The sequence below is a fragment of the Pseudomonas syringae genome, assembly GCF_023278085.1.
Taxonomy (GTDB): domain Bacteria; phylum Pseudomonadota; class Gammaproteobacteria; order Pseudomonadales; family Pseudomonadaceae; genus Aquipseudomonas; species Aquipseudomonas syringae_Q.
Genome location: NZ_CP066265.1, coordinates 3978284 through 4000600 on the forward strand (window position 1 = coordinate 3978284; position 22317 = coordinate 4000600).

Annotated in this window: 23 protein-coding genes and 1 tRNA gene; 17 read left to right on the forward strand and 7 right to left on the reverse strand. The window is 59.0% G+C overall.

Annotation, left to right across the window (positions count from 1 at the left end):
• Window positions 1-45 precede the first annotated feature (45 nt).
• The 5 genes from secF to queA form a co-directional block, all read right to left on the reverse strand.
• Window positions 46-957, reverse strand: coding sequence for a protein translocase subunit SecF (gene secF / locus I9H07_RS17740; protein ID WP_024674843.1), 912 nt, complete (start codon window positions 955-957; stop codon window positions 46-48).
• Between the two features lie 9 nt (window positions 958-966).
• A complete protein-coding gene (gene secD / locus I9H07_RS17745) occupies window positions 967-2835 on the reverse strand; it encodes a protein translocase subunit SecD (protein WP_236424864.1) in 1869 nt (622 codons plus the stop codon).
• Window positions 2836-2898: 63 nt separating this feature from the next.
• On the reverse strand, window positions 2899-3234 hold the full coding sequence (gene yajC / locus I9H07_RS17750) for a preprotein translocase subunit YajC (RefSeq protein WP_002552468.1): 336 nt from the start codon (window positions 3232-3234) through the stop codon (window positions 2899-2901).
• 52 nt (window positions 3235-3286) lie between these two features.
• Window positions 3287-4402 (reverse strand): tRNA guanosine(34) transglycosylase Tgt, encoded by a 1116-nt coding sequence (tgt, locus tag I9H07_RS17755; RefSeq protein ID WP_151201605.1) that lies wholly within the window; start codon window positions 4400-4402, stop codon window positions 3287-3289.
• Between the two features lie 14 nt (window positions 4403-4416).
• Window positions 4417-5481, reverse strand: coding sequence for a tRNA preQ1(34) S-adenosylmethionine ribosyltransferase-isomerase QueA (gene queA / locus I9H07_RS17760; protein WP_024674846.1), 1065 nt, complete (start codon window positions 5479-5481; stop codon window positions 4417-4419).
• 117 nt (window positions 5482-5598) lie between these two features.
• Here queA and I9H07_RS17765 point away from each other — a divergent pair.
• The 5 genes from I9H07_RS17765 to tnpB all read left to right on the forward strand — a co-directional run bounded on the left by I9H07_RS17765 (window position 5599) and on the right by tnpB (window position 8079).
• A tRNA-Leu gene (locus I9H07_RS17765) sits at window positions 5599-5683 on the forward strand.
• A 283-nt stretch (window positions 5684-5966) separates the two neighbouring features.
• Entirely contained in the window at window positions 5967-6362 is a 396-nt protein-coding gene (locus I9H07_RS17770) for a CesT family type III secretion system chaperone (RefSeq protein WP_024674847.1), read from the forward strand.
• Window positions 6363-6378: 16 nt separating this feature from the next.
• Window positions 6379-6993 (forward strand): AvrPphF family type III effector, encoded by a 615-nt coding sequence (locus I9H07_RS17775; RefSeq protein WP_024674848.1) that lies wholly within the window; start codon window positions 6379-6381, stop codon window positions 6991-6993.
• A 105-nt stretch (window positions 6994-7098) separates the two neighbouring features.
• Window positions 7099-7710, forward strand: coding sequence for an AvrPphF family type III effector (locus tag I9H07_RS17780; protein WP_024674849.1), 612 nt, complete (start codon window positions 7099-7101; stop codon window positions 7708-7710).
• A 192-nt stretch (window positions 7711-7902) separates the two neighbouring features.
• Window positions 7903-8079 carry an IS66 family insertion sequence element accessory protein TnpB gene (tnpB, locus tag I9H07_RS17785; protein ID WP_080266663.1) on the forward strand — a complete coding sequence of 59 codons (177 nt, stop codon included), beginning with the start codon at window positions 7903-7905 and terminating at the stop codon, window positions 8077-8079.
• 177 nt (window positions 8080-8256) lie between these two features.
• On the opposite strand, the gene I9H07_RS17790 is transcribed toward tnpB, so the two are convergent.
• Both I9H07_RS17790 and I9H07_RS17795 read right to left on the reverse strand, forming a co-directional pair.
• Window positions 8257-10578, reverse strand: coding sequence for a type III effector HrpK domain-containing protein (locus I9H07_RS17790; RefSeq protein ID WP_236427033.1), 2322 nt, complete (start codon window positions 10576-10578; stop codon window positions 8257-8259).
• Window positions 10579-10663: 85 nt separating this feature from the next.
• Window positions 10664-11218: an RNA polymerase sigma factor gene (locus tag I9H07_RS17795; RefSeq protein WP_024674851.1), complete on the reverse strand. Its 555-nt coding sequence runs from the start codon at window positions 11216-11218 to the stop codon at window positions 10664-10666.
• Between the two features lie 243 nt (window positions 11219-11461).
• Here I9H07_RS17795 and sctW point away from each other — a divergent pair, with 243 nt between their 5' ends.
• Genes sctW through sctU form a run of 12 tightly spaced genes read left to right on the forward strand, consistent with a single transcriptional unit; the run spans window position 11462 to window position 21942 of the window.
• The gene (gene sctW / locus I9H07_RS17800; protein ID WP_024674852.1) at window positions 11462-12568 is read left to right on the forward strand and encodes a type III secretion system gatekeeper subunit SctW; all 1107 of its coding nucleotides are present in this window, start codon (window positions 11462-11464) and stop codon (window positions 12566-12568) included.
• On the forward strand, window positions 12568-14655 hold the full coding sequence (gene sctV / locus I9H07_RS17805) for a type III secretion system export apparatus subunit SctV (RefSeq protein WP_236425295.1): 2088 nt from the start codon (window positions 12568-12570) through the stop codon (window positions 14653-14655). Before sctW ends, sctV begins: the two co-directional genes overlap by 1 nt.
• Window positions 14656-14688: 33 nt before the next feature.
• A complete protein-coding gene (gene sctD / locus I9H07_RS17810) occupies window positions 14689-15663 on the forward strand; it encodes a type III secretion system inner membrane ring subunit SctD (protein WP_024674854.1) in 975 nt (324 codons plus the stop codon).
• Window positions 15660-17009, forward strand: coding sequence for a type III secretion system ATPase HrcN (hrcN, locus tag I9H07_RS17815; protein ID WP_024674855.1), 1350 nt, complete (start codon window positions 15660-15662; stop codon window positions 17007-17009). Before sctD ends, hrcN begins: the two co-directional genes overlap by 4 nt.
• Window positions 17010-17011: 2 nt before the next feature.
• On the forward strand, window positions 17012-17458 hold the full coding sequence (locus I9H07_RS17820; protein ID WP_024674856.1) for a hypothetical protein: 447 nt from the start codon (window positions 17012-17014) through the stop codon (window positions 17456-17458).
• 6 nt (window positions 17459-17464) lie between these two features.
• The gene (locus I9H07_RS17825) at window positions 17465-18034 is read left to right on the forward strand and encodes a flagellar hook-length control protein FliK (protein WP_024674857.1); all 570 of its coding nucleotides are present in this window, start codon (window positions 17465-17467) and stop codon (window positions 18032-18034) included.
• A complete protein-coding gene (locus I9H07_RS17830) occupies window positions 18031-18747 on the forward strand; it encodes a hypothetical protein (RefSeq protein WP_024674858.1) in 717 nt (238 codons plus the stop codon). The genes I9H07_RS17825 and I9H07_RS17830 overlap by 4 nt, the downstream gene beginning before the upstream one ends.
• Window positions 18737-19147 (forward strand): FliM/FliN family flagellar motor switch protein, encoded by a 411-nt coding sequence (locus I9H07_RS17835; protein ID WP_236425296.1) that lies wholly within the window; start codon window positions 18737-18739, stop codon window positions 19145-19147. Before I9H07_RS17830 ends, I9H07_RS17835 begins: the two co-directional genes overlap by 11 nt.
• Entirely contained in the window at window positions 19144-19797 is a 654-nt protein-coding gene (gene sctR, locus I9H07_RS17840; RefSeq protein WP_024674860.1) for a type III secretion system export apparatus subunit SctR, read from the forward strand. The genes I9H07_RS17835 and sctR overlap by 4 nt, the downstream gene beginning before the upstream one ends.
• Before the next feature lie 7 nt (window positions 19798-19804).
• A complete protein-coding gene (sctS, locus tag I9H07_RS17845; RefSeq protein ID WP_024645226.1) occupies window positions 19805-20071 on the forward strand; it encodes a type III secretion system export apparatus subunit SctS in 267 nt (88 codons plus the stop codon).
• On the forward strand, window positions 20072-20866 hold the full coding sequence (sctT, locus tag I9H07_RS17850) for a type III secretion system export apparatus subunit SctT (protein WP_024674861.1): 795 nt from the start codon (window positions 20072-20074) through the stop codon (window positions 20864-20866).
• The gene (gene sctU, locus I9H07_RS17855; protein ID WP_024674862.1) at window positions 20863-21942 is read left to right on the forward strand and encodes a type III secretion system export apparatus subunit SctU; all 1080 of its coding nucleotides are present in this window, start codon (window positions 20863-20865) and stop codon (window positions 21940-21942) included. The genes sctT and sctU overlap by 4 nt, the downstream gene beginning before the upstream one ends.
• Window positions 21943-22317 lie beyond the last annotated feature (375 nt).

Here is a 22317-nt window from a genome sequence, read left to right on the forward strand (position 1 = left end):
AAAGGCGCGAGTTCAGCACTCGCGCCTTTTTTATGATGACCGGGCCTACGGCAGGTCGTCAGCCTTCTCGACAACCACTGGAGGAATCAGATCCTCAGTGGTCAGGTTCAGCCAGATCAGCACCACGTTGGCGATGTAGATCGACGAGTAGGTACCCGCCAACACACCGATGAACAACGCAATGGAGAAGCCTTCCAGGCTGTCGCCACCGAACGCCCACAGCGCAGAGATCGCCAACAAAGTCGAAACCGAAGTGGCAATGGTGCGCAGCAAGGTCTGCGTGGTGGAGATGTTGATGTTCTCGATCAGCGAAGCCTTGCGCAACAGGCGGAAGTTTTCGCGTACCCGGTCGAAGACCACAATGGTGTCGTTCAGCGAGTAACCGATAATCGCCAGCACCGCCGCCAGCACCGTCAGGTCGAACGTGATCTGGAAGAACGACAGGATCCCCATCGTCACCACCACGTCGTGGATCAGCGAGATGATTGCACCGACCGCGAACTTCCACTGGAAGCGGAACGCCAGATAGATCAGAACGCCGCCCAGTGCCAGCAGCATGCCGATACCGCCTTGGTCGCGCAGCTCTTCACCCACCTGCGGGCCGACGAACTCGACACGCTTGACCACTGCCGGGTTATCGGCACCCGCCTTGCGCAGCGCTTCAGCGACCTGAGTGCCCAGTTGCGGATCTTCACCCGGCATGCGCACCAGCAGATCGGTCGTTGCACCGAAACTCTGCACGACGGCTTCGTGATAGCCCGCCGCAACCAGTTCCTGACGAACCTTGCCCAGATCGGCAGGACGCTCGTAGGTCAGCTCGATGAGCGTACCGCCGGTGAAGTCCAGACCAAAGTTGAGCCCTTTATGGAACCAGCTGAACAACGCCAGTGCGGTAAGGAGCATCGTAACGGCGAACGCAACATTGCGAACGCCCATGAAGTTGATGGTACGTAACATGGCAGCCCCTTAAATCCACAACTTCTTGAAGTCACGACCGCCGTAGATCAGGTTGACCATAGCGCGGGTCACCATGATGGCCGTGAACATCGAGGTAAAGATCCCGAGCGACATGGTCACCGCAAACCCTTTGACCGGGCCGGTGCCCATCGCAAAGAGAATGCCGCCGACCAGCAGCGTCGTCAGGTTGGCGTCGAGGATCGCCGTGTAGGCACGATCGAAACCTTCGTTGATAGCGCGTTGCACCGTCATGCCATTGGCGATCTCTTCACGAATCCGCGAGAAGATCAGCACGTTGGCGTCCACCGCCATGCCCATGGTCAACACGATACCGGCGATACCCGGCAGGGTCAGTGTGGCACCCAGCAAGGACATCAGCGCCAGCAGCATGACCATGTTCAGGGCCAGGGCAACGGTAGCGATCAGACCGAAGAAACGGTAGATCGCCATGATGAAGATCGAGACGAACAGCATGCCCCACAGGGAAGCGTCGATACCCTTGGTGATGTTGTCGGCACCCAGGCTCGGACCGATGGTGCGCTCTTCAGCGAAGTACATCGGCGCAGCCAGACCACCGGCACGCAGCAGCAGCGCCAGCTCGGAAGATTCACCCTGGCCATTCAGACCGGTAATCCGGAACTGTTTGCCCAGCGGCGACTGGATGGTCGCCAGACTGATGATTTTCTTCTCTTCCTTGAAGGTCTGGACCGGCACGTCTTTTTCGACGCCGTTGACCATCTGCTTCGTGTACGTGGTGGTCGGACGCTGCTCGATGAAGATCACCGCCATGCTGCGACCCACATTGCTGCGGGTTGCGCGACTCATCAGCTCGCCACCGTGACCATCAAGGTTGATGTTCACCTGCGGACGGCCGTGCTCGTCGAAGCTGGCCTTGGCGTCAGTCACCTGATCACCGGTAATGATCAGGCCACGCTCCACCGCTGCTGCCGGACGACCGCCTTCGCGGAATTCGAACATCTCGGTGGTGCCTTTCGAATCATCCGGGCCTGCGCCCAGACGGAACTCGAGGTTGGCGGTCTTGCCCAGAATACGCTTGGCTTCGGCCGTGTCCTGCACGCCCGGCAGCTCGACCACGATGCGGTTGGCACCCTGACGCTGAACCAGCGGCTCGGCAACACCCAGCTCGTTGACCCGGTTACGCACGGTGGTCAGGTTTTGCTTGATCGAATATTCGCGAATCTCGGCCAGTTTGGCTGGCGTCAGTGCCATGCGCAGCACGGGGATACCGTTCAGCTCGGCAGGCGTGATTTCGAAGTCGGTGAAGGTCTTGCGAACCAGCGCACGAGCCTGCTCGCGCTCTGCGTCATCGGTAAAGCCCAGCTGAATCACGTTGCCCAATTGCGGCAGGCTGCGATAACGCACTTTTTCCTTGCGCAGCAGGGATTTGACTTCGCCTTCGTAGACCTTCAGACGGGCATCGATTGCCTTGTCCATGTCGACTTCCAGCAGGAAGTGCACGCCACCGGACAGGTCGAGGCCGAGTTTCATCGGGCTTGCACCCAGGTTACGCAACCAGGTCGGCGTGGTGCGAGCCAGGTTCAGTGCGACGACATAGTCATCACCCAGCGCCTTGCGCACGACATCCTTGGCCGGCAACTGGTCTTCCTGCTTGCTCAGACGCAACAAACCGCCCTTGCCATTCTCGGCCAGAGAAGAAGCCTTGACCAGGATGCCAGCATCGGCAAGCGCCTTGGCTGCACGATCCACGTCTGCCTGAGTGACTTGCAGCGCAGTACTTGCGCCGCTGATCTGAATGGCAGAATCATCAGGATAGAGATTAGGTGCGGAATAAATAAAACCGACCACCAGCACCGCCAGGATCAGTATGTATTTCCACAGAGGGTATTTGTTCAGCATCACGCCGCCCGCTTAAAACGCGGGGCGCCTTGCGCGCCCCGTCGATGGGTAAAAAGTTGCTACTCAGATCGCTTTCAGGGTGCCTTTAGGCAGAGTGGCCGCGATGGCGCCTTTCTGGATTTTCAGCTCAACCGTGTCGGACACTTCGATCACGACGAAGTCGTCGGTCACTTTGTTGATCTTGCCGGCGATACCGCCGCTGGTTACGACTTCGTCGCCTTTCTGCAGGTTGCCCAGCAGGTTTTTCTGCTCTTTCGCGCGCTTGGCCTGTGGACGCCAGATCATCAGATAGAAGATGACCAGGAAACCGACCAGGAAGATCCACTCGAAACCACTGCCTGCAGGACCGGCAGCCGGTGCAGCAGCATCCGCAAAAGCGGGAGAGATGAAAAAGCTCATTTGTCGCTCCAGTTACATAATTAGTATAAAAGCAGGAAAAACTCGTTCTGTTTCAACCCAGAGGCGGCGTAGGAAGGCCGCGTTTGGCATAGAAGGCATCGACGAAGGCGGCCAATGTACCCTGTTGAATAGCCTCGCGCAAACCAGCCATCAGCAGCTGGTAGTGCCGCAAATTGTGGATTGTATTGAGCATGCTCCCCAGCATTTCCCCACACTTGTCCAGGTGATGCAGATAAGCGCGCGAGAAGTTCTTGCAGGTATAGCAATCGCAGGTCGGGTCAAGTGGCGTATTGTCGTGGCGATGGAACGCGTTACGGATTTTCAGGACACCGGTATCGATGAACAGATGGCCGTTGCGCGCGTTGCGGGTCGGCATGACGCAGTCGAACATGTCAACGCCACGGCGTACACCTTCGACCAGATCTTCCGGCTTGCCTACACCCATCAGGTAACGGGGTTTGTCCGCCGGCATCTGGCCCGGCAGGTAGTCCAGCACCTTGATCATCTCGTGCTTGGGCTCGCCCACCGACAGACCGCCAATCGCCAGACCGTCGAAACCGATTTCGTCCAGCCCCTCCAGCGAGCGCATGCGCAGGTTCTCGTGCATGCCACCCTGAACAATGCCGAACAACGCAGCGGTGTTCTCGCCGTGCGCGACCTTGGAACGCTTGGCCCAGCGCAGCGACAGCTCCATGGAGATTCGCGCTACGTCTTCATCGGCCGGATACGGCGTACATTCATCGAAAATCATCACGATGTCCGAGCCCAGATCACGCTGCACCTGCATCGACTCTTCCGGCCCCATGAACACCTTGGCGCCATCCACCGGAGAGGCGAAGGTCACGCCCTCTTCCTTGATCTTGCGCATGGCGCCGAGGCTGAACACCTGAAAACCGCCGGAGTCGGTCAGAATCGGCCCCTGCCACTGCATGAAATCGTGCAGGTCGCCATGACCCTTGATGACCTCGGTGCCCGGACGCAGCCACAAGTGAAAGGTGTTGCCCAGGATCATCTGCGCACCGGTGGCCTCGATATCACGCGGCAGCATGCCCTTAACCGTGCCATAGGTGCCCACCGGCATGAACGCCGGGGTTTCGACCACGCCACGCGGAAAGGTCAGGCGGCCGCGACGGGCCTTGCCGTCGGTGGCCAACAACTCGAAAGACATACGACAGGTGCGACTCATGCGTGATCCTCTGGTGCCGATTCCTGTGGGGCCGTCGGCGCGGGATTGCGGGTGATGAACATCGCATCCCCGTAACTGAAGAAGCGGTACCCATGCTCGACCGCTGCCGCATAGGCGGCCATGGTCTCGGGGTAACCGGCGAACGCCGAAACCAGCATCAATAGCGTGGATTCAGGCAGATGGAAATTGGTCACCAGGGCATCGACCACATGAAACGGTCGCCCCGGATAGATAAAGATGTCGGTATCGCCGCTGAACGGCTTCAACTCGCCATCACGCGCCGCACTTTCCAGCGAGCGCACGCTGGTGGTCCCGACCGCGATCACCCGCCCGCCACGTGTGCGGCACGCCGCTACGGCGTCAACCACATCCTGGCTGACTTCCAGCCACTCGCTGTGCATGTGGTGGTCTTCGATCTGCTCAACACGCACCGGCTGAAAGGTGCCCGCGCCGACGTGCAGCGTGACGAACGCCGTTTCAACGCCCTTGGCGGCAATCGCGTCCAGCAACGGCTGATCGAAATGCAGCCCGGCAGTCGGCGCGGCAACCGCACCGGCACGCTCGGCGTAGACGGTCTGGTAACGCTCGCGGTCCGAGCCTTCGTCCGGACGGTCTATATAAGGAGGCAACGGCATGTGCCCGACACGCTCCAGCAGCGGCAGCACCTCTTCGGCGAAGCGCAGCTCGAACAGCGCGTCGTGCCGCGCCACCATCTCGGCCTCGCCACCGCCATCGATCAGAATCGACGAGCCCGGTTTGGGCGACTTGCTGGAACGCACGTGCGCCAGCACACGGTGGCTGTCCAGCACGCGCTCGACCAGAATCTCCAGCTTGCCGCCGGAGGTTTTCTGGCCGAACAGCCGCGCTGGAATGACCCGGGTATTGTTGAACACCATCAAATCGCCGGGGCGCACATGCTCAAGCAAATCAGTGAATTGACGATGTGCCAGCACGCCAGTCGGCCCATCGAGGGTCAACAGACGACTGCTGCGACGCTCGGCCAGCGGGTGACGAGCAATCAGGGAATCGGGGAGTTCGAAAGTAAAGTCAGCGACGCGCATGATCGGGTTCGTTTAGCAGGGCCGGGAAGTTTATCCGGTTTGACGGCATTAGTAAAAAACCTGCGTAAATCCCTGTTGACCAACGGAAAACTCATCCTTATACTTCGCCGCCATTGAGCCCTGATGGCGGAATTGGTAGACGCGGCGGATTCAAAATCCGTTTTCGAAAGAAGTGGGAGTTCGATTCTCCCTCGGGGCACCACCATTGAAAAAAGACCTTGAAATTCAAGGTCTTTTTTTTCGTCTGGCGAAAAGTACTCTAACGCAGCCGGCTCCAGATTGTACGGCCAGAACAGCATCGGTCGTAACACCCGCCCCGATCCACCCCCTTCAGAAAAATTGCCCACTCCACACCTGGGCGCGGGTAGATCTGCTCGGGGTCGCAGCACGCCAGAGCCTTGCCCGGCGGCCGCCCTTCCCCAAAAAAATGGAACCTGATGCCTCTCGACGACCACTCAAAATCGTCAAAATAATCGAGGTGCATTATGAAAAACTCATTTGATCTTCTTGTGGACGGTCTGGCAAAAGATTACAGCATGCCTAACTTGCACGACAAGAAGCATGATAATGAAGTCTATTGTTTTGAGTTCCAGAGCGGCATCGAAATAAAAGTCTATCAGGATGAATATCGATGGGTGCATTTCGTGGCCGATATCGGAAAGCTTCAAGAAGCCAGCAATGACACACTGAGTAATGCACTTCAGTTAAACAACTTCAGCCTTAGAAAGCCCTTCCTAACCTTTGGAATGAGTGAAGAAAAGGCTGGCGTACTGCACACGCGTATTCCCCTGATTGAAATGAACAACGTTGAAATGCGCAAGGTATTCGAGGACCTGCTTGAGGTCGCAGGCGGAATTAGAAAAACATTCAAGTTCACATAAAAGCGGAGAAGCAGTGATGGGTAATGTGTGTGGAGTTTCAGGTTCTCAACACGTCTATAGTCCAACAGCCAGTCCAGGACGGGTCTCTGGCCCTTCAACACCTGCTCATCCCATAGGAGAGCAAAGGTTAACGTCGGTTTATCAGCTCTCCCCTTCACAGCGAGAGCAGTTTCTCAACCGTCACGACCCCATGCGCAAGTTCAGCCTGGACGCTGAAACGCCACTCTACAGGACGACTGACAAGACCTATCTTCGCAAAGGACAGCTCGCGGGCAATCCCGAGTCATGTGCTCGCATAGCCTTGCATGAAGAGCTGGTTGATAACCCGTTCGCCAGTTATGTAGGCGCTTCGCCAGGCGAAGCGACGGCTTATCGCCCGAAGGAAATGCGCGCATCGGATCTGAAACACCCTTCCTTGAATGTGATGGTTGGCTCACAAGCACGGGATGCCGTGCGCGGCTACGCGCATGGTAATCATGTCGCCGTCAGGATGAGACTCGGCGACTTTCTGGAGAAAGGCGGCAAGGTCTATACGGATGTCTCTGCGGTTGCTTCCAATGGCGATACAGCAAACGCTTTAATAGTCACCCTGCCTAAAGGCCGAAAAGTACGCGCCGACGTTGTCGATTGATCGACGTGACTTGGCACATTTGAAATAAAACCAATCAGTGTGCCGGCCGCAAGTTTAGACCTTAAAAACCGAAGAAAACTGTCGTAGTCAAAAGAGGAAGTTATTATGGGTAATATATGTGGCACTTCGGGCGCTCATCAGGTTTATAGCCCTCCCGCCAGCCCGCGAAACATTGCAGGCCCCTCGACGCAAACTCACCATGTCGGCGGAGAGACCCTAACGTCCATCTATCAACTGTCGGCCAGCCAGAGAGAACAGTTCCTGAACACTCATGATCCGATGAGAGAAATCGGGCTTAACGACGAAACACCGCTCTACAGGACAACCGATAAACACTATGTGCAAGGCGGTAAACTGGCGGGTAACCCACAGTCATGTGCAAGTATCGCTTTGCACGAAGAATTGCAGCCCAATCCGTTCGCCAGGCATATCGGGGCTTTACCTCACGAGGCAAGAGCTTACTTCCCGAAAAACGCCCACGCTACGGATCTGAAAGATCCATCGCTGAATGTAATGGTAGGCTCGCGGGCGCGAGATGCGATTCGTGGCTATGCTCACGGTAATCATGTGGCGGTCAAGATGAGACTGGGTGACTTCCTTGAAAAGGGTGGCAAGGTCTATTCGGACGTTTCGTCAGCCGCGGACGACGGAGAGACAGCTCGCGCGCTGATTGTTACATTGCCTAAAGGCAAGAAAGTCCCGGTTGAGATTATCTGACGCTTAATAACTACAGTAATACGTACAGGCATCAAGCTTTTGAAAAGGGCGTACATCCATCCGGGTGTACGCCCTTTTTATCAACACGGCACATGAGCGACAACACCGTAAGCGCTCCATAAACCCCACATTCAAAGCCGCCCTCTGACCCCTGATGCTGTGCTCCCGATTCCTTTCTAGAGCCAGCACCTCATGATGCGTCCCGACGCCAAAGTCGAAAAATTCTATCTCTATCCCAAACCTGTCGACTTCCGAAAATCCATCGACGGCCTCGCCGCGCTGGTCGAACTGGACATCAAGGTCGCAGTGGTTGATCCGGTACTTTTCGTTTTCCTCAAGAAGCCACGCAACCGAGTGAAGATCTTGTAACGGGAGCGCAACGGTTTCTGCCTTTGAGGATTACGAAGCCTTGCTGCCGTGGAACTGCGAACCTCGACTTCACCGCTAAACGCTTTACCCATCTTTAGCCAAGTGGGGTTTGTGGAGCGCTTACACAACACCACAGATTCAAGGACCAGGCACGATGCCCGGTCCTGAAAGGCCCCATCAATGCGCCTTCGAAATCCCGAACTGCTCCAGCACCGGGTCAACGTTATGATCAAAGGCCTTCTGTGCCTTGTGCTTCTTGACCGCGTCGACAATCGCCGAGATGCCGAAGCCCAATGCCATTGCGCCGTCAATTGCCCAGCCGATCACCGGGATCGCAGCACCCAGGGCGGCACCTGCGGCAAGGCCGGTGGCTTCGCCTGCGACCATGCCGATGGCGCGGCCTGCTATCTGGCCAGCCATGCGACCGAGGCCGGCCGATGCTTCACGCCCCATCATTTTTGCGCCGGCATCAATACCGCCCTTGATCGCTTCACCACCCAGCTTTGCGCTGTCAACGATGGTTTGCGCGGCGCCCAGCTTGTTGCCCTGAGCGAGCATGTCGGACACTGAAGCGAAGCCCATTACCGACTGCAGCGCACGCGGCCCCATCTCCGAGGCAACCTGGCTGACGATCGACGGGCCCTGATTGTCTTCGTTCTTGCCTTCAAGCAGTTTGCGGCCCTTTTTTGAGTCCTGTAGCTGGGTCACGGTGGAATTCAGATAGTCACTTTGCTGGCTCTGGGTGAAATCGCTGGGCAATACGCTGTCGTAAATCGCTTTCTGGTTATCAGCGGTTTGCAGGGACTCACCGGCATCGGCTTTCTTCTGGCCGAGCAGTTGTTTCAGTGCACCGCCTTCGCTGAAGTTGTGCACGTAGGAGTCGGCGATCCTGGTTTGCAATTCGGGACGACTACCAATGACCTGATCGGCAGTTGGCACCTGGGTGTCGGGGAACAGGTCTTTTTGCAGCTCCAGCTGGGCGGAAAGGCCGCTGATGGCACCGCTGTAATCGGCATTCGGCTTTTTCTTGTCGACGGCCTTGTCGGCGGTCGCCATGTCAGTCTGAAGCGCCTGCCCGCTGTTAACGTTTTTCGCCTGTTCAACCACCGCCTTTTTCAGCGCGGAATCGCTGCCTACCAGCTTGCGCTCCTGCTCGGGGATGGACTTGTTCAGGTAAGCCTGCACGTCAGGATCAGACTGTAGTTTGCTGATTCTGTCGTTCAGTTCGGATTCGGTTTTTTCGGTGTCGCGCAGTTTGCGCCCGGCAATAACGCTCTGCTGGGTCTGCTGCAGCTTGACCATGACCGCGGCTTTTTGTGCGCCGCTGAAGGACTTGGATTTAGTGTCGTCGAACACGTCCGAGTTGAGTTTGCTGATATCAATGCCTGCAACGGAGTTCAGGGTCGCAGCGTCGCTGAGCATGCTGGCGAACTGTCCGCCATTGGTCGGCGCGCTGTTCTTGATCCACTCACTCAGGTTTTTTGCGTCAAACAACTGGTCCGGGCTGTGAGCGGCTTTTTTGCGCCCTGTCATCCCCGCTTCGTCAAGCTGCCCGAGAAAGCCGGGTTGCGACCAGGTGTTGCAGGATTGCTTGAGCGTTCCAGACAAGCCGGGGTTGCTCTGTGCCAGGCCTTTCAGGTCATCGGCGCTGACGTTGCCGTCGACGTCGCTTTTATCAGTGGCACCGACAGCGTGGTGGGGATCGGCAGCCTTGACCAGCGGCATGTTGGCCTGCATGACCGATGCATTACGGACCATTTCCAGTGATTGCGGGTCAGCGTCGGGATTGTTCTTGATGTAATCCGCAAGGTCGTCATCGGCCTTGTCTGCGGCTTTTTCCATATTCTTGGCGAACGCCTTGAGGTCCTTGTTGGTGATTTTACCGTCCGCATTGCCGCCACTCTTACCGACGTCGACTGCGGTTTTAAGCGCCGGATTGGCGTTGATGAAATCCATTGCCTTGGCGGCATTGGGGCCATCCTCGCGGGCCATCCAGGCTGCTGCAATCGGCCGGTTGAGTTCCTTTTCAGCTTGCAGGCGTTGTTCGGGCGGTAAATGCGCAACCATCGGTTCCCAGCGTTTCAGAGCCTCGGGCGACGAGTATTCGGAGTCATCAAGGAAGGCTGCATCTGCCGCCTTTGGCGCATTGGCCGGGTCGGATGCATCAGTACTTTCGGGAGCCGCAGCGGGCGCGACCGGTGCGGTGGGGGCGACCTGTGCGGGCGCATCGCTGGAGGGCTGAGGCTGCACCTGCGGGTCAGCAGTGGCTGGCGTATTCTCGCCACTTCCTTTGAGCAGCAAGGACAGGATCGACGACGCAGTCTGTTCGGCCCCAGTGGGCATGCCTGCCGGATTTGCAGCTGCCTGACCGAACTGCACACCGGCTTGACCACCTCCGGCCGGCGTCAGTAAAGCTTTGGCAAGAGGCGACTCCCCAGCCAGTTCGTTCGGGGTGGGTTGATTAACGATACCGCTGAAGGGAGAGCCAGAAATACGCATGGTAAGTTGCCATCCGAGTATGAGGGATGGCAACTGTGTGGTTGAGCGACGAGGTTGGTTCCAGAGAAATCATCGAAACCGCCATTCAGGCGAACGGGTCGATGTGCTGTTTCAACTGCACCCTGGCCCGCGACAGCCGCGAACGCACAGTGCCGATCGGTACGCCGAGCGTGTTCGCCGTCTCCTGATAATTGCCGTCCATTTCCAGAGACACTTCCAGGACTTTCTGCATGTTCGAAGGCAGGCAATCGATGGCCGCGATGACGCGCGCCAATTGCCGATGGCCGTCTACCTGGTGCGTGATATCGCTGTTCCATTCCAGCTCGGAATGGACTTCGTCTTCCCAGCTTTCCTGATACGGCTGGCGGTACATTTTGCGGAAGTGATTGCGGATCAGGTTCAGCGCAATGCCACACAGCCAGGTCTGAGGCTTGCTGGCGTGCTGAAACTTGTGCTCGTTGCGCAGCGCCTCAAGAAACACACACTGCAGAATGTCATCGACATCGTCAGGGTTCATGACACGCTTCTGGATGAATGCTCTGAGCATTTGAATCTGATCGGCCGAAAGCTGGCGAATGCCGGCGGACGACGATGACTGGCGCGGCTGGGTTGCGTCGAGAATCACAAGGTCCTGAAACATGGGCTTACCTTTTAATGAGAGTGTGCAAGCCCTATAGCGATAACCGTGCCAGCTAAAAAATGAATTTAAATCATTGATTTAAAACATTAATTCAAATTTTGTAATTCTTTGTAATACAAAATCTTGCGCAAAGCCTGATTTGCGCTAGCAGCTTTTGGCACAAACACATGAGTGCCTTCCCATAGGGAACCGAACCGGGACCATGACCCACTCAGCGGACATGACCTGGCTCAGAATTGCCCTATGAAAATTGTCGCTCCGCTTCCCATGCAGACACTTCCGGTCACGCCGACCCGCGTCGTGACACCTGCTGCGTTGCCGCTCACCAGCGTCGCTCCGCACAGTTCCGGGACATCGCAGCAACAGATTTCGCGCTTCGCTGCGGCGCTGGTCCAGCACAGCCGCATCCTGCATCAGCGCGAACTCATCGCCAGCAACAATGCCTTGCAATCGCGCGCGGTGAAGCTGGGTGAGCTTTATCAGCTGTTGATGGGTGCCCAGGACACCGGGCTGGATAACGCTGCCAAGATGCTGCGTAAAAAGCTCGTACAGGAAGACGCTTCCAACGATCTGTCGCTGGTTCTGGCGTTTACCGACGGCGATGCCGCCAAGGCGCACGTGGTATTGCAGGCGGCCCGCAAGCAGGCGGAAGCCGATGGCGCCACCGGCGAACATGTGGTCCTGACGCAGAAGCTGAAACTGCTGCGCCGAAAATACGGCCCGCGTGCGCGAGCGGGTATCAACACCGCCAAGGCCTTTGCCCGCCCGAACATCGATAACAAACGCCGGGCCGCCCTGCGCAATCTGTACAACGTGGCGGTCTCCGGCCAACCGAACATCACCGGGCTGATCGAAGCACTGCTCAACGAACAGGAAGAGGCAGGGCAGTTCGACCACGACCTGCGGGACATGCGCATCGCCATTGCCGATGACCTGTCGGCAATTACGCCATCGGCCTCCCACGAACAACTGCGCACCTTGATGCACGGCCTCAATACCGCACGCCACGTAACCACGCTGTTGAAAGGCTGTGAACACCTGTTGGGACGGATGCGCAACAAGAACCCCGATCTGAAAGTCGATCCGCCAGCCTTTCTCAAGCACTTGCTGACCCTGACCGCCAATGGAATGAATGTGAACCAGACCCTTCAGCTGACCCAACACATCGGTGGCAAACAGCTCAAGCACCAGTTGGCGTTTCTCAACGGGTTGCGGCCGATGTTGCTGCAACTGCCGATTCTGCTCTGGCGTGACATGAAGAGCCGTCAGACCGCACTGAGTAACCTGCTCATTCTGATGGCTGAACTCACCCTGCAGGAACAGAAGCAGCTTTACGGGGTACTTGCCTGATGAACAGAATCATCAATGCACTGAACATGATCGCGCTGTCGGCCATGCGCCGTTCAGAAGTGGTCGGCGCGCTGTTCGTGATTGCCATTGTGTTCATGATGATCACGCCACTGCCCACCGGGCTGGTCGACGTGCTGATCGCAGTGAATATCTGTATCTCCTGCCTGCTGATCATGTTGGCGATGCACCTGCCAAGGCCGTTGGCGTTCTCGACCTTCCCCGCCGTGCTGCTGCTGACCACGATGTTTCGTCTGGCGCTGTCGATTTCCACCACACGCCTGATCCTGCTCAACCAGGACGCCGGTCACATCGTCGAAGCGTTCGGCCAGTTTGTGGTGGGCGGCAACCTGGCAGTGGGCCTGGTGATCTTCCTGATCCTGACGGTGGTCAACTTTCTGGTGATCACCAAGGGCTCGGAACGGGTGGCCGAGGTGGGCGCGCGCTTCACCCTGGACGCCATGCCCGGCAAGCAGATGTCCATCGACAGCGACTTGCGGGCAAACCTGATCACCGTTCAGGAAGCACGTAAACGTCGCGCCGAGCTGAACAAGGAAAGCCAGTTGTTCGGGGCCATGGACGGGGCGATGAAGTTCGTCAACGGCGACGCCATCGCCAGCCTGATCATCGTCGCCATCAACATGATCGGCGGTATTTCCATCGGTGTCGTACAGCACGGCATGTCGGCAGGCGACGCCTTGCAGCTGTACACCGTACTGACCATCGGTGACGGCCTGATCGCACAGATTCCGGCGCTGCTGATCTCCGTGACCTGCGGCATGATCATCACCCGGGTCCCTAATACCGAAGCCGGCGTCGAAGCCAACATCGGTCGTGAAATCGCCGAGCAGATCACCAGCCAGCCCAAGGCCTGGATCATCGCCGCCGTGGCCATGCTCGGCTTCGCTGCCCTGCCGGGCATGCCGACCGGCGTGTTCATCACCATCGCAATCATCTGCGGCGCCGGCGGCATGCTGCAACTGCAACGGGCCAAACCCAAGGCTGAGGAGCAAGGCGCCGTCGCTGTGCCACCGGAAATGAATGGCAAGGAAGACTTGCGCACCTTTTCTCCCAGCCGCCAGTTCGTCATGCAATTCCACCCTGGCCAGAGCAGCGCGCAAGTCGACGCGCTGGTCAGCGAGATACGTCAACGCCGCAACCGGCTGGTGGTGCAGTTTGGCCTGACCCTGCCTTCTTTCATCATCGAGTACGTCGACCAGCTGCCACCAGACGAATTTCGCTTCATGGTCTATGACGTACCCATGCTCAAAGCGACGTTTAGCGATACCCATGTGGCGGTGGATGCACGCCAGTTGCAGGGTGAAACCTTACCGACAGCGATCTCCGGCACAACCGACCGACAGGAAGATCAGTGGGTGTGGCTGCCCGCCGAACAGAGCGGCGAGCTACCCAGCGTCAGCTCCATGACCCTGATCGTCGAACGCATGGAGCGCGCCCTGCAGGCCTGCGGTCCGCAGTTCATCGGTTTGCAGGAAACCAAAGCCATTCTTGGCTGGCTGGAATCCGAACAGCCGGAACTCGCCCAGGAAATGCAAAGGGTCCTGACCCTGACGCGCTTCTCGGCCGTGCTGCAACGCCTGGCGTCGGAGTGCGTGCCGTTACGTACGATTCGAGTAATTGCCGAAACCCTGATCGAGCACTGTCAGCATGAACGCGACACCAGCGTGCTGACCGACTACGTGCGTATCGCCCTCAAGTCTCAGATCTACCACCAGTACTCCGGTCCCGATGGCTTGCAGGTCTGGTTGTTGACACCGGAAAGCGAAGGCTTGTTGCGCGACGGCCTGCGCCAGACGCAGACCGAAACCTTCTTCGCGCTGAGCAACGAGATCAGTCAGATGCTCGTGCAGCAGTTGCATATCGCCTTCCCGTTGCGCGCACCTGAACAGGCAGTGCTGTTGGTCGCGCAGGACCTGCGCAGCCCATTGCGCACCTTGTTGAGAGAAGAGTTCTATCACGTCCCCGTGCTGTCTTTTGCGGAAATCAGCAACGCAGCCAAGGTCAGGGTCATGGGTCGCTTCGACCTGGAAGACGACCTTGAACAGCTGGACAACGAGCATGCCGCTTGAGCCTGTCAGGCTTGAGCTCAGGGAGAGGGTCTGATGTTTGAATTACGCGTACTGAACGGCCAGCACCAAGGCGCAGCCCTGCCACTGGTGGGCGAGCGGTGGTCGATTGGCTCTGCCGCACAGCTGGATCTGGCGCTGGACGATGCGGGCGTGCAGAACCTGCATTGTCGCTTGCAACGTCAGGACGACAACTGGGTCCTGAACGCGGAAGAAGGCCCCGTCTGCGACGAAGATGGCACTTCACACGCCAGTGTCGATCTGCCCCTCAACCGCGCGTTCATGCTCGGTTCGGTGTGGCTGTGCGTTTCGCCTGCCGGTGATGACTGGCCAGCGGTGCCCGCCGTCATCCCCCAGCAGCCACAGGCTGAATCCGAACCTGCGCGCAATGAAGCGCCGCTGGAAAAAGTCAAATCGCGCTCGCAGTTTCTCAACCGCACCACAGGGATCATTGCCGGGCTGTTGGTGGGGGTCATTGGCAGCGCCTGGAGCCTGACGCGCCCGGCGGCCATGGTGATGGACCAAGGCCCGGCACACATGGCCTCGGCGGTCGCGTCTGCTCCAGAACCGACCCGTGCAACGCCCGCAGCGCAAAAGTCTCCGGCAACTGCCGGGCGGATACGCCTGAGCAGCGCCGACGCCGTCCGCCATCAGCTGAACAGCATGCTCAGTGACCGCCTGCTGACCGATGTCAGCGTCCAGGAAACGCCGGAGGGCCTAGTGCTCAATGGCAATCTCAAGGATGAATCGCTGCTGGTGTATCAGCGCATGCTGCAACGCTTCAAGGACCGTTACGACTCCCCTGTGACCGTGCTGGATAACGTCAGCAGCGCCCACGCTACCCTGCCGTTCGTGGTGGTGCAGATCATGACTGGCCCCCATGCACATCTTGTCACGGCTGACGGCCGACGCATATACGTCGGTGATGAAGTCGACGGCCTGCGCCTGACCAAAATCGATGATCAACGCTTGCAGTTCGATGGCGACCGGCACATTGAGGTGAAGTGGTGAATGCCGCGCTGAGCCAGTGGCAGGAACGCCAGGGCACACGTCTTTCGCGCTACTCGGCAGTACGCGTCAGCGGCCGGGTGAGCGCGGTGCGCGGGATTCTGCTGGAGTGCAAGATCCCGTCAGCCAAGGTCGGCGATCTCTGTGAAGTGAGCAAAGCCGACGGCAGTTTTCTGTTGGCCGAAATCGTTGGTTTCACTCAGGAATGCACCTTGCTCAGCGCGTTGGGCGCACCGGACGGTATTCAGGTCGGTGCGCCCATCCGCCCGTTGGGAATCGCACACAGGATCGGCGTCGATGATAGCTTGCTGGGCTGCGTGCTGGACGGCTTCGGGCGGCCATTGATGGGCGATTGCCTGGGCGCTTTCGCCGGCCCCAACGACCGCCGCACGACCCTCCCGGTGATTGCCGACGCCCTGCCACCGACACAGCGACCGCGCATCACCCGCGCCCTGCCTACCGGGATACGGGCGATTGACAGCGCCATCCTGCTGGGTGAAGGCCAGCGTGTCGGGCTGTTTGCCGGTGCGGGTTGTGGCAAGACCACGCTGATGGCCGAACTGGCGCGCAACATGGATTGCGACGTCATTGTCTTCGGGCTTATCGGCGAACGGGGTCGCGAGCTGCGCGAGTTCCTCGATCATGAGCTGGATGAAACCCTGCGCAGCCGCTCGGTGCTGGTCTGTGCAACGTCCGATCGTTCCAGTATGGAGCGCGCTCGCGCAGCGTTTACCGCAACAGCCATCGCCGAGGCGTTTCGCGCTCGCGGCCAGAAAGTGCTGTTGCTGCTCGATTCGCTGACCCGCTTTGCCCGTGCGCAACGGGAAATCGGCATTGCCTCGGGCGAGCCACTGGGTCGTGGCGGCCTGCCCCCTTCGGTATACACCCTGCTGCCGCGTCTGGTGGAGCGCGCCGGGATGAGCGAGAACGGTTCGATCACGGCGCTCTACACCGTACTGATCGAGCAGGACTCGATGAACGATCCGGTCGCCGACGAAGTGCGCTCGTTGCTGGACGGTCACATCGTGCTGTCGCGCAAACTGGCCGAGCGCGGGCACTACCCCGCTATCGATGTGTCCGCCAGCATCAGCCGGATTCTGAGCAACGTGACCGGGCGCGAACATCAGCGGGCGAACAATCGCCTGCGCCAGTTGCTGGCTGCCTATAAACAGGTGGAAATGCTCTTGCGTCTGGGTGAATACCAGGCCGGGGCTGATCCGGTCACCGACTGCGCCGTGCAATTGAACGACGCGATAAACACCTTCCTCCGCCAGGACCTGCGTGAGCCCGTGCCATTGCAGGAAACCCTGGACAGGCTGCTGCGACTCACCTCGCAACTGCCGGAATAGCCATGGACGAACTACTGGAGGACGACCCGCAACAGGTCGCTCTGGAACAGGTCATCAGCCTGCTCACCCCCCTGCGCCAGCATCGTCAGGCCAGTGCCGAACGTGCGCATCGCCAGGCGCAGTTGGAACTGAAATCGATGCTCGACCACTTATCTGAGACAAAGGCGTCGCTGGTTCAGGAACGTGACAACCACAAACGACGTCGCGAGAGCCTGTCCAGTGCGCATCTGCAAAAAACCATCAGCCTGAACGATGTCGATCGCTGGCATGAAAAAGAAAAGAACATGCTCGACCGTCTGGCTTACATCCGCCAGGACGTGCAGCAACAGCAGTTACGAGTAGCTGAACAACAGGCGTTGCTTGAACAGAAACGGCTGCAAGCCAAGGCGTCTCAGCGCGCGGTCGAGAAACTCGCCTGCATGGAGGAGACGCTCAACGAAGAAGGTTAAGTGACGATGACCGCACCCATCAAAACCCCGGCCAAAGCGCCAGCGCCGCCGCCACGGGAAAAACCTGTGGACCGGCCTCCAGCGCCGTTCAGCGACAAGCCATTCGGTGACAAGCGGCCAGCATTCGGTGGGTCAGCGCGCGGTGACGCAGCGACGAATCGTTCGGCGCTTAACAAATCCCTGCAGGATATGCCGATGAACGCCGATGGCATGTTCTTCTCACAACTGCTGGTGCCGCCGGTAGGCGCCGAGCCCGATCAACAGAGCTTCTCCGGGGGTGGCATCGCATTCCCGATGCACGCGGATCAGGTGCCGACCCAGCTTATCGACGAGATCGCACAACGCCTGCCGGATCAGCCCGAAGGTCCGCTCGGTTTCACGCTGCTGATGCCCAATCTGGGCAGCGTTCGGGTCAGCGCCAGCAAGGCTGACAACCGCTGGAGCATCCAGCTGGGTTTCGCGCGTCGCGACGTACTCAAGCGTTTGAGCAGCCATGCAGGCGCATGCCGGAATTCGCTTTCGGAAGCGCTGGGCCAGGACGTTGATCTGTCCATGCATGAAGACCTTGCAGCATGAGTGCGCTGCGCCTGCGCAAGGTCGCCCCGCTGCTGGCCGAGGCCACGCGTGAACTGGGTGCCGGTCAGCAATTGAGCTTCAGCGCCCAGGGCCATGATGCCGAACTCACGCTGCTGCCATTACTCGCCGAAGCCGCTACGCCAGCAGTCGGCGTATGGCTGAGCACGGCCATCGGTCCGGTGTGCCTGAGCGACACCGAAGCCCTGTTGAGCCTGTTGGGCGATATCCCCCTGACGCTGGCTGGCGATCAGCAGGCCTGGTACTGGCAGTTTTTCAATCAGCGCCTGAGCCCGACCATTGCCGACCTGCTGGCCCCCATCGAACCGCTGTCCGACTGCAAGGCGGATCATGCCGTTGGCTGCCGGATTCAGGTCCGGCGGGCTGATCAACAGGTCCATGCCCACCTGCACGCCGCCCCGCAAACCTTGATCAGGCTGTTGCGCTCTGCGCGATGGCAAGCCCGGCAGCAGCCGGTCGATGAGTCGTTGTCGGTGAACACCCCGCTGATCATCGGCGAGCTGTCACTGACCCTGGAACAACTCGCGTCGCTGCGGCCTGGCGACGTGGTCCTGCCTGCCCGTTGCCTGTTCGACAGTGCCGGACAAGGCGTCCTGCCACTCGCCGGACGAAGCTGGGCGGCACAGGCCGAGCATCAGGCGCAGCACCTTTCATTGCGGCTCAGCCACGAGGAGCACAGTCACCATGAGTACTGAAGATCTGTATCAGGACGAGGTCGAAAGTCTCGACGACTACGACGATGAGGCGACTGAGCAGGACCACGAACAGTCTTGGCCGGAAACGGACGGGCAGTCCGGGCACGCCTTTGCGGAGCAGCAGGAGCCGGAACCAGAGCCAGAAGATGAGCCAGCCCCGCACAACGCAGCGTCTGATTTTGACTCCCTGGCGCTGGACCTGACCCTGCGCTGCGGCGAACTGCGGCTCACCCTCGCCGAGCTGCGCCGTCTGGATGCCGGCACCATTCTCGAGGTCAGCGGCATCGCGCCCGGATATGCCACCTTGTGCCACGCCGACCGGGTGCTGGCCGAAGGCGAACTGGTCGATGTCGATGGCCGGCTCGGCCTGCAGATTACCCGGCTGGCGGCTCGCCCATGATCATGGAAGGAGCGAATCCGCTCCTGCTGGCGCTGTTTCTCGGTGCGATGTCGCTGATCCCCTTTCTGTTGATCGTCTGCACCGCGTTCCTGAAAATCGCCATGACCCTGCTGATCACCCGCAACGCCATCGGCGTCCAGCAAGTACCGCCGAACATGGCGCTTTACGGCATTGCGCTGGCCGCAACGCTGTTTGTCATGGCCCCGGTGGCGCATGAAATGCAGCAGCGCGTGCATGAGCACCCGCTGGAACTGGGTAATACCGAAAAGCTTCAGGCCAGTGCCAGAACGGTCATCGAGCCGCTGCAACGCTTCATGACGCGCAACACCGATCCTGACGTGGTCGCGCACCTGCTCGAAAACACCCAACGCATGTGGCCCAAGGAAATGGCCGATCAGGCGAGCAAGAACGACCTGCTGCTGGCCATCCCGGCCTTTGTCCTCTCGGAGCTGCAAGCCGGTTTCGAGATCGGTTTTCTGATCTATATCCCGTTTATCGTGATTGACCTGATCGTCTCCAACCTGCTGCTGGCACTGGGCATGCAGATGGTCTCGCCGATGACCCTGTCACTGCCGCTCAAGCTGCTGTTATTCGTGCTGGTGTCGGGCTGGTCGCGCCTGCTCGACAGCCTGTTCTATTCGTATATGTGAGGCGAACATGGAAGCGTTGGCATTGTTCAAGCAGGGCATGTTTCTGGTGGTCATCCTGACTGCCCCGCCGCTCGGTGTGGCAGTGCTGGTGGGGGTCATCACCTCGCTGTTGCAGGCCTTGATGCAGATTCAGGATCAGACGCTGCCTTTTGGTATCAAGCTGGCTGCGGTCGGTTTGACGCTGGCCATGACTGGCCGCTGGATCGGCGTCGAGCTTATCCAGTTCATCAACATGGCCTTCGACCTGATTGCCCGGTCCGGAGTTGCCCACTAGATGCCTCTGCACGCCGAGGATTTCTTTGAACTCATACTGGGCATGGGCCTGGCGATGGCGCGACTGGTGCCGTGCATGCTGCTGGTGCCGGCCTTCTGCTTCAAATACCTGAAAGGACCGTTGCGCTACGCAGTCGTAGCGGTAGTGGCAATGATTCCGGCACCGGGCATCAGCCGGGCGCTGACCTCACTCAACGAAGACTGGTTTGCGATTGGCGGCCTGCTGCTCAAGGAAGCAGTGTTGGGCACGCTGCTGGGCATGCTGCTGTACGCGCCATTCTGGATGTTCGCCTCGGTCGGTGCATTGCTCGACAGCCAGCGCGGCGCACTCAGCGGCGGTCAGATAAACCCTTCGCTGGGGCCGGACGCTACGCCGCTGGGCGAGCTGTTTCAGGAAACCCTGATCATGCTGGTGATCGTGACGGGCGGCCTGTCGATGATTACCCAGGTCATCTGGGACAGTTATAGTGTGTGGCCGCCCACCTCGTGGCTGCCAGGCATGACGGCCGAAGGGCTGGATGTGTTTCTCGGACAGTTGAATCAGACCCTGCAACACATGATGCTGTACGCCGCGCCATTCATTGGCCTGCTGTTGCTGATCGAAGCCGCGCTGGCGATCATCGGTTTGTATGCGCAACAGCTCAACGTCTCGATTCTGGCCATGCCCGCCAAAAGCATGGCTGGCCTCGCATTCCTGCTGATCTACCTGCCGACCCTGCTGGAACTGGGCACTGGCCAGCTGACACAACTGGCTGACCTGAAGTCGCTGCTGAGCCAGATGGTGCAGTTGCCGTGAGCGAAAAAACCGAAAAGGCCACGCCCAAACAGATCCGCGATGCGCGGGAAAAGGGTCAGGTCGGGCAAAGTCAGGACATCGGCAAGCTGCTGGTGTTGCTGGCCGTCAGTGAAATCACCCTGGGCCTGGCCGATGAAAGCATCAGTCGCTTGCAGGCCTTGCTCGCGCTTTCGTTCAAGGGTATTGACCGACCCTTTACGTCATCGGTCGAGCTGATCGCCAACGAAGGCTTTTCGGTGTTGCTCAGCTTTACCCTGTGCAGCGTCGGCATGGCGATGCTCATGCGCCTGATCAGCAGCTGGATGCAGATCGGCTTCCTGTTCGCCCCCAAGGCGTTGAAGCTCGACATCAACAAGATCAACCCCTTCTCCCATGCGAAACAGATGTTTTCCGGGCAGAACATTACCAATCTGTTGCTCAGCATCCTCAAAGCGGCCGCTATCACAGCGGTGTTGTACACCCAGGTGAAACCGGCACTGGGCACCCTGATATTGCTGGCCAACAGCGACCTGACCACTTACTGGCATGCCTTGGTCGAACTGTTCAGGCACATCCTGCGCGTGATCCTGGGGTTGCTGCTGGTCATCGCCATGGCTGACTTTGCCATGCAGAAGTACTTCCATGCGAAAAAACTGCGCATGAGCCACGAGGACATCAAGAAGGAATACAAACAGTCAGAAGGCGATCCGCACGTCAAAGGCCATCGTCGGCAACTGTCCCATGAGATTCTCAATCAGGAGCCGACAGCCGCACCCAAGCCAGTGGAAGAAGCGGACATGCTGCTGATCAACCCGACTCACTATGCCGTGGCGCTGTACTACCGGCCGGGTGAAACACCGCTGCCGATGATCCACTGCAAGGGCGAGGATGAAGATGCCCTGGCGTTGATCGAACGGGCCAAAAAGGCCGGCATTCCGGTGGTCCAGAGCATCTGGCTGGCGCGCACGCTGTACAAGGTCAACACCGGCAAATACATCCCCCGCCCTACCCTGCTGACCGTCGCGCACATCTACAAAGTGGTCCGCCAACTGGACGAAATCACTGGCGAAGTGATTCGTATCGACGACGACCAGTGACCCGCTCGCACAGCCTTTGACGCGGAGCGTCATGAACGGCATTCCCACGCGGGAGCGTGCGGAACGATAGGTGTCTGCAATACCACCATCGTGCGACGCTCCGCGTCGTATGCCGTTCTGGACGCTCTGCGTCCGGTCTTGATTGCACAGTGCAGCACAGATCTGTGACGCAGAGCGTCACGCAAGGCACTCCCACGCTGGAGCGTGCGGAACGATAAGTGCCCGCTAGACCACTAGTCCTCAAGAGCCCGGAGGACACGTATTTCAAGCTTCCGCCCGCAGGACGTGGGAGCGGACCGGGCAACGCTTCGCTTGTTCGCGAAAGGGGCATTAAATTCAGCGATATGTAGCGTCTGAACGAACGCCTTCGCGAAC

Bases quoted from the DNA above. Each gene is read 5' to 3' on its own strand.
- secF (WP_024674843.1), bottom strand. From the start codon at position 957: ATGTTACGTACCATCAACTTCATGGGCGTTCGCAATGTTGCGTTCGCC.
- secD (WP_236424864.1), bottom strand. From the start codon at position 2,835: ATGCTGAACAAATACCCTCTGTGGAAATACATACTGATCCTGGCGGTG.
- yajC (WP_002552468.1), bottom strand. From the start codon at position 3,234: ATGAGCTTTTTCATCTCTCCCGCTTTTGCGGATGCTGCTGCACCGGCT.
- tgt (WP_151201605.1), bottom strand. From the start codon at position 4,402: ATGTCTTTCGAGTTGTTGGCCACCGACGGCAAGGCCCGTCGCGGCCGC.
- queA (WP_024674846.1), bottom strand. From the start codon at position 5,481: ATGCGCGTCGCTGACTTTACTTTCGAACTCCCCGATTCCCTGATTGCT.
- I9H07_RS17770 (WP_024674847.1), top strand. From the start codon at position 5,967: ATGAAAAACTCATTTGATCTTCTTGTGGACGGTCTGGCAAAAGATTAC.
- I9H07_RS17775 (WP_024674848.1), top strand. From the start codon at position 6,379: ATGGGTAATGTGTGTGGAGTTTCAGGTTCTCAACACGTCTATAGTCCA.
- I9H07_RS17780 (WP_024674849.1), top strand. From the start codon at position 7,099: ATGGGTAATATATGTGGCACTTCGGGCGCTCATCAGGTTTATAGCCCT.
- tnpB (WP_080266663.1), top strand. From the start codon at position 7,903: ATGATGCGTCCCGACGCCAAAGTCGAAAAATTCTATCTCTATCCCAAA.
- I9H07_RS17790 (WP_236427033.1), bottom strand. From the start codon at position 10,578: ATGCGTATTTCTGGCTCTCCCTTCAGCGGTATCGTTAATCAACCCACC.
- I9H07_RS17795 (WP_024674851.1), bottom strand. From the start codon at position 11,218: ATGTTTCAGGACCTTGTGATTCTCGACGCAACCCAGCCGCGCCAGTCA.
- sctW (WP_024674852.1), top strand. From the start codon at position 11,462: ATGAAAATTGTCGCTCCGCTTCCCATGCAGACACTTCCGGTCACGCCG.
- sctV (WP_236425295.1), top strand. From the start codon at position 12,568: ATGAACAGAATCATCAATGCACTGAACATGATCGCGCTGTCGGCCATG.
- sctD (WP_024674854.1), top strand. From the start codon at position 14,689: ATGTTTGAATTACGCGTACTGAACGGCCAGCACCAAGGCGCAGCCCTG.
- I9H07_RS17820 (WP_024674856.1), top strand. From the start codon at position 17,012: ATGGACGAACTACTGGAGGACGACCCGCAACAGGTCGCTCTGGAACAG.
- I9H07_RS17825 (WP_024674857.1), top strand. From the start codon at position 17,465: ATGACCGCACCCATCAAAACCCCGGCCAAAGCGCCAGCGCCGCCGCCA.
- I9H07_RS17830 (WP_024674858.1), top strand. From the start codon at position 18,031: ATGAGTGCGCTGCGCCTGCGCAAGGTCGCCCCGCTGCTGGCCGAGGCC.
- I9H07_RS17835 (WP_236425296.1), top strand. From the start codon at position 18,737: ATGAGTACTGAAGATCTGTATCAGGACGAGGTCGAAAGTCTCGACGAC.
- sctR (WP_024674860.1), top strand. From the start codon at position 19,144: ATGATCATGGAAGGAGCGAATCCGCTCCTGCTGGCGCTGTTTCTCGGT.
- sctS (WP_024645226.1), top strand. From the start codon at position 19,805: ATGGAAGCGTTGGCATTGTTCAAGCAGGGCATGTTTCTGGTGGTCATC.
- sctT (WP_024674861.1), top strand. From the start codon at position 20,072: ATGCCTCTGCACGCCGAGGATTTCTTTGAACTCATACTGGGCATGGGC.